The 6,875-nt window shown below is 73.3% G+C and carries 2 protein-coding genes; both read right to left on the reverse strand.

From position 1 onward, the window contains the following. On the reverse strand, nt 1-371 hold a 371-nt coding region (locus AB0I77_RS53050), incomplete at its 3' end, for a beta-ketoacyl synthase N-terminal-like domain-containing protein (RefSeq protein ID WP_363290247.1). An 11-nt stretch (nt 372-382) separates the two neighbouring features. After that, a complete protein-coding gene (locus AB0I77_RS53055) occupies nt 383-6,859 on the reverse strand; it encodes a type I polyketide synthase (RefSeq protein WP_363290248.1) in 6,477 nt (2,158 codons plus the stop codon). Nucleotides 6,860-6,875 lie beyond the last annotated feature (16 nt).

The following is a 6,875-nucleotide window of genomic DNA, read 5'->3' on the forward strand; positions in this document are numbered from 1 at the left end:
TGCGGATCCATCGCCAACGCCTCACGCGGCGAAATACCGAACAACTCCGCATCGAAATCAGCAACACCAGAAAGAAACCCACCCGCATTCACATAAGTACGGCCAGGATGTCCGGGAACGGGGTCATAGAGGTCGTCGACATCCCAGCCACGGTCGGCGGGAAAAGGGGTCACACCGTCACGGCCCGCCGCGAGCATCTCCCACAACTCCTCCGGCGACGACACATCACCCGGGAAACGGCACGCCATTCCCACGATCGCGACGGGTTCGCGGGAGGCCGCGACGAGTTGCCGGTTGCGCTTCTTCAGCGTCTCGGCCTCCTCCATGGACTTTCGCAGGGCCTGGACGACCTTTTCGTACGGTGCGCTCATCGATGCCTCTGTCAGTCTCGTTCGTCGGAGTCGGAGTCGGAGTCGAAGCCGAAGCCGTCATCGGCGGCGGGGGCGGCTGTGTCGTCCGCGTCGCCGAGGGCGAGGTTCACCAGGTCGTCGACGGCGAGGCCGGCGATGGCGGTGTCCTCGTCGGAGGTGTCGTCGGACCAGATCGCGCCCTCGTCCTCGGCTCGCCGTTCGGCTGCCTCGGCTTCGGCGAGCAGGGTGCGCAGGCCGGGCAGGAGGTCGGCGTCGCGCAGCCGGGCGAGCGGGGCGGCGGCGAGGACACGGCGCAGGCGCGCCTCGTCGAGGTCCGTCACGTCCTGCGTGGAGTTGTCCGCGGTGTCCTCGGGGAAGAGCTCGGTGTGGAGGTGGCGGGCGAGCGCGGCCGGGGTGGGGTGGTCGAAGACGAGGGTGGTCGCGAGGCGGAGTCCGGTCGCGGCCATCAGCTGGTTGCGGAGGTCGACGGCGGTCAGGGAGTCGAAGCCGAAGTCCTTGAAGGCGCGGTCGGCGTCGATCGCGGCGGGCGTCTCGTGGCCGAGCACCGCCGCGACGCGGGACTGGACGAAGTCGCCCAGGGCACGCTCGCGTTCGCCGGGCGGCAGGCCGCGCAGCCGTCCGACGAGTTCGCCGGCCTGCGCGGTGGCGGTGCCGGTGCCGTTGCGGGTGGCGGTCGTCGCCTCGGGGAGGTCGCAGAGCAGGGCGCTGGGCCGCGCGAGGGCGAAGGCGGTCGCGAAGCGGTCCCAGGAGACGTCCACCACGGCGGTGCAGGGGCGGTCGTCGGCGAGCACCTGGTCGAGCGCGGCGAGGGCACGCTCGGGCGGCAGGGCGCGCAGCCCGGAGCGGCGGATGCGTTCCTCGGCGGCCCGGTCGGCGGCCATGCCGTCGCCGGCCCAGGGCCCCCATGCCACGGACGTGGCCGGCAGACCGAGGGCGCGGCGGTGCTGGGCCAGCGCGTCGAGGTGGGCGTTGGCGGCGGCGTAGGCGGCCTGGCCGGCGTTGCCGAGGACGCCGGTCACGGAGGCGAACAGGACGAAGAGCCCGAGGTCTAGGCCGGCGGTCAGTTCGTGCAGCAGGTCGGCCGCGTGGGCCTTGGCGGCGAGGGCGTCGGCGAGGTGCCGTGGAGTGAGGTCGCTGAGGACGCCGTTGGCGGGGATGCCGGCGGCGTGCACGACTCCGGTCAGCGGGGTGTCCTCGCCGATGCCGTCGATCAGGGCACGGACCGTGTCGCGGTCGGTGAGGTCGCAGGCGGCCAGGGTGACGCGGACGCCGAGCGCGACGAGTTCGTCGCGCAGTTCGGTGGCGCCCGGGGCGTCGGCGCCGCGCCGGGAAGCGAGCAGCAGCTGCCGGGCGCCCCGTTCGGCGAGCCCTCGGGCGAGGTGCCGGCCGAGGGCTCCGGTGCCGCCGGTGATCAGTACGGTGCCGTGGATGCCGTCCGCCAGGGGCCGTGCGGGGTGGGCGGTGCCCGGGCCGTCGTCCCGTACGAAGCGCGCGGCGAAGACGCCACCCGCGCGGACGGCGAGCTGGTCCTCGGACCAGGTGGTGGAGCGGCCGTGGGCGAGCAGCTGGGCCAGCCGGGTCAGGTCCCGGTGTCCGGGCCGGGCCGGCAGGTCGGCCAACCCACCCCAGATGTCGGGGCGTTCGAGTGCGAAGCTGCGGCCGAGTCCCCACAGCTGTGCCTGCGCGGGGTGCTGGAGCGGATCCCCGGTGCCGACGGACACGGCCGACCGGGTCGCGCACCACAGCGGCGCGCCGGTTCCGCCGGCGGCGTCGGCCCAGGCCTGGGCCAGCAGCAGGGTGAGGCCGGTGGCGGCGGGCGGCTGTCCCTGGTCCCTCGGTTCTCCCTGATCCCTCGGTTCTCCCTGGTCCCTCGGCCGCTCCTGATCCCTCGGCCGCTCCTGCGCCCAGCCGAGCAGGGACAGCGCGCCGTCCGGGGCCAGTTCGCGGACCCGGGCGGCGAGTGCCGTACGGCTGTCGTGGTCGCCGACGGTCAGGACGGTGGCCTGGGCGCCGGCGTCGCGCAGGGACTGGGCGCACTGTTCGACGAAGCCGTCCTGGTCGACCGTCACCTGCTCGGGGGCGACGACCAGCCAGCTGCCGCTGAGCGTGGCGGCCGGTACGCCGACCGGCTTCCAGGTGACCGCGTAGCGCCAGGCGGCGAGTTCGGACGCCTCGCTCTGTCGCCTGCGCCAGTCGGACAGCACCGGCAGCAGGGAGTCGAGGGACGCGTCGGGGCTGACGCCGAGCCGGTCGGCGAGGGCGGCGGGGTCGCCGCCCTCGACGAGGGTCCAGAAAGCGGCGTCGGTGCCGGGCTGTTGTACGGCGACGGCGCGCTGTGCCCGGCGGTCGCGCAGCCAGTAGCGGCGGCGCTGGAAGGCGTAGGTGGGCAGCTCGACGCGCGCACCGGCCGAGTCGCTCGCGGGGTCGGCGGCCGCGTTGACGGCGGCCCAGTCGGTCTTCATGCCACGGACGAAGAGTTCGGCCACGGCCGTGAGCAGCGTCTCGGTCTCGGGGTGGCCGTTCCGCAAGGCGGCTGCGGCGGTGACCCGCCCGTCCGATGAGGAACGGGCGAGCGCGGTCAGAACCGGGTCGGGGCCGAGTTCCAGCAGCCGGGTCGCGCCGTGGTCGGCGGTGGCCGCGGTGAGGGCGTCGTGGAAGCGCACGGGACGGCGCACCTGGTCCACCCAGTAGGCGGCGGACGCCCACTGCGTCGTGATGGGCTCGCCCGTGGCGGTGCTCACGGCGGGGAGCGTCGGGCGGCGGTAGGCGATCGTCTCGGCGGCGGTCGCGAAGTCGGCGAGCATCGGGTCCATCAGCGGTGAGTGGAAGGCGTGGCTGACCCGCAGCCGGGACACCCTCCGCCCCTGCCCGCGCGCCACGTCCATCGCCTCGACGACGAGTTCCTCGTCGCCGGACACCACGGACGACGGCCCGTTGACGACGGCGACGGCGATCTGGCCGGCGCCGGCCAGCCCCTTCAGCAGCTCCGTCACCTCGGCCTCGGTGCCCTCCACGGTGGCCATCGCGCCGCCCTCCGGCAGCGCCTGCATCAGCCGGGCGCGGGCCGCCACCAGCCGTACCGCCTCCGGCAGTTCGAAGACTCCGGCGGCGTAGGCAGCGGCCAGCTCGCCCACCGAGTGGCCGAGCACGAGGTCCGGGCGTACGCCCCAGGACCTGAGGAGCTCGACGAGGGCCACTTGCAGGGCGAAGAGGGCCGACTGCGCGTAGCCGGTGGCGTTGAGCGGGTTGGCGTCGTCCGGCTGACCGTCGGCCTCGACGAGCAGCACCTCCCGCAGCGGACGCGGGAATCCGTCCTCCGGCCCGAGTTCGGCTTCGAGCAGCTCGCACACGGCGTCCAGCGCCTGCGCGAACACCGGGTAGGCGGCGTGCAGTTCCCGCCCCATGCCGGGCCGCTGGCTGCCCTGCCCGGTGAACATCAACGCCGTCCGGCCTTCACCTACGGTTCCGGTCACCATCGTCGCGGGCCCGTTCACGGGGGCCTCCTCGGTCGCCAACGCCTCGACTCCGGAGCGCAGTTGGTCCAGGTCGGCGCCGAGGACGACGGCACGGTGGTCCAGCACGGCACGGGTCGTGGCCAGCGCGTGGGCGATGTCGCCGGGGGCCGGGGGGTCCCCGGCGGAGAGGAGGCCCGTCAGCCGCGCGGCCTGAGCCCTGGTCGCCCGGTCGGTACGGCCGGACAGCACCCAGGGCACGAGGACGGCGTCGCCGCCGGGACTGCGGGCGCCCACCGGTTCCCGTCCGCCCACGCTGTCCGCGGCGGCCGGGGCTTCCTCAAGGATGACGTGGGCGTTGGTGCCACTGATGCCGAACGACGACACACCGGCCCGGCACGGGTGCCCGGCCGCCTCCCAGTCCCGGGGTTCGGTGAGCAGCCGTACCGCTCCGGACTCCCAGTCGATGTGCTCGGAGGGCCGGTCCACGTGCAGGGTTCGCGGCAGGTGACGCCGCTGGAGCGCCATGACCATCTTGATGACGCTCGCCGCCGCGGCGCCCGCCTGGGCATGCCCGATGTTCGACTTGACCGACCCGAGCCACAGCGGCTCGTCGTCAGTGCGGGCCTGTCCGTACGTCGCCAGCAAGGCCTGCGCTTCGATGGGGTCGCCGAGCCGGGTGCCGGTGCCGTGCGCCTCGACCACGTCGACCTCGGCGGGCGAGACGCCGGCCGCCTTCAGCGCCTGGCGGATCACGCGCTGCTGGGACGGGCCGTTGGGCGCGGTGAGTCCGTTGGAGGCCCCGTCCTGGTTCACGGCGCTGCCGCGCACCACCGCCAGGACGGGGTGCCCGAGGCGCCGGGCGTCCGACAGCCGCTCCAGCACGAGGATGCCCCCGCCCTCGCTCCACCCGGTGCCGTCGGCGCTGTCGGCGAAGGACTTGCACCGCCCGTCACCGGCCAGTCCGCCCTGCCGCGCGAACTCCAGGAACATGCCCGGCGTCGCCATCACGGTGGCGCCACCGGCCAGGGCCATGTCGCACTCACCGGCCCGCAGTGCCTGGGCGGCCAGGTGCAGGGCGACCAGGGCCGAGGAGCAGGCGGTGTCCACGGACACGGCCGGCCCCTCCAGCCCGAACACATACGACAGCCGCCCCGACGCCACACTCGGCGTACTGCCCGTCAGCAGGTAGCCGTCGGTCTCCGGGTCGGCGTCGTCGTACTCCTGACCGCTGGCGTACCCGTTCGCGGAAACGCCCGCGTACACGCCCGTCGCCGATCCCTGGAGCGAGAGCGGGTCGATGCCCGCGCGTTCCAGGGCCTCCCAGGCGGTCTCCAGCAGCAGCCGTTGCTGCGGGTCCATCGCCAGCGCCTCACGCGGAGAGATCCCGAACAGCTCGGCGTCGAACTCGGTCGCGCCGTCGACGAATCCGCCGACCCTCGTCAGACCCTCCAGCGTCTCCATGTTCCAGCCGCGGTCGAGGGGGAACGGGGTGATGCCGTCACCCCCGGCGTCCACCAGCTCCCAGAGCTCTTCCGGCGAGTCCACACCTCCGGGGTAGCGGCAGCCCATGCCGATGATGGCGATGGGCTCGTCGGCGAGGGCGGCCGTGCCCGGCGCCGTCTCCTGCGTCGTGTCGTCGGCCGACGCTCCGACAAACTGCTCACGCAGGGAGGCGGCGAGGGCGGCCGGGGTCGGGTGGTCGAAGACGAGAGTGGCGGGGAGCGGGATGCCGGTGGCGGAGCCGAGCCGGTTGCGCAGATCGACGGCGGTGAGCGAGTCGAACCCGAGGTCCTTGAAGGCGCGGGACGCGTCGACCGAACCCGCGGACGCGTGGCCGAGCACCGCGGCGACCTGCGCCTGAACGAGGCCCATCAACTGCCGCTCCTGCTCGGCCGGCTGAAGCTCGGCCAGCTTGCGGGCCAGGCCGGTGGCGGCCCCGGCTGCCACTTGGCCGGCGGCGCGGCGTCGGTGGTTGGACGCGGGCACGAGTCCCCGCAGGATCCCGGGCAGGCCATCACTGACGGCCGCCAGCGCGGACGTGCGCACCGCGACGGGCACGGCGACAGGCTCGTTCACGACCAGCGCGGCATCCAGCAACGCCAGACCCTCACCCGTCTCCAACGCCGGGAACCCCTGACGCGCCAACCGCTCCAGCTCCCCATCCCCCAACGCCCCACCCATACCATCCGCCGTCGCCCACATACCCCACGCCAACGACACCGCCGGCAAACCCTCAGCACGACGAGTGACGGCGAGGGCGTCCAGGACACTGTTCGCCGCCGAATAAGCCGCCTGACCCGCATTACCCACCACACCCGCGAACGACGAGAACAACACAAACGCCGAGAGTCGCCGATCCGCCGTCAACTCATGCAGATACAGCGCCGACTCAGCCTTGGCAGCCAGAACACGAGCCACCCGCTCCGGAGTGAGATCGGTGACCAAGGCGTCATCCAGGACACCCGCCGCATGCACCACGCCACTCAGCTCGACACCGTCCAGCACGGCCGCGAGCGCCTCACGGTCGGACACATCACACGCCCGCACCCCAACGTGGGCACCCAACTCCTCCAGATCCGCCACGAGTTCCGCGGCACCGGGCGCCTCGATCCCACGCCGGGAGACCAGCAGCAGATCCCGCACACCATGCGCGCACACCAGATGCCGGGCCACCTCCGCCCCCAGACCACCCGTACCGCCCGTGACCAACACCGCACCCTCGCCACCCCACGGCGACGGCACCGTGAGGACGACCTTCCCGACATGCCTGGCCTGCCCCAGCAGACGCAACGCCTCCGGCGCACGCGCGATCCCGAAGACGGTGACCGGAGCGGGCCGCAGGGCACCCCGCTCAAACAACTCCAGCAACGCCGCGAACATCTCCGCGATCCGCTCCGGACCCGCATCCATCACATCGAACGAGCGATACGACACCCCGTACTCGGCCCGCACCTCCTCGGCATCACGGACATCGGTCTTGCCCATCTCCACGAACCGGCCACCCGGACGCACCAACCGCAACGACGCATCCACGAACTCACCCGCCAGC

The sequence above is a fragment of the Streptomyces sp. NPDC050619 genome (genome assembly GCF_040654815.1).
GTDB lineage: Bacteria > Actinomycetota > Actinomycetes > Streptomycetales > Streptomycetaceae > Streptomyces.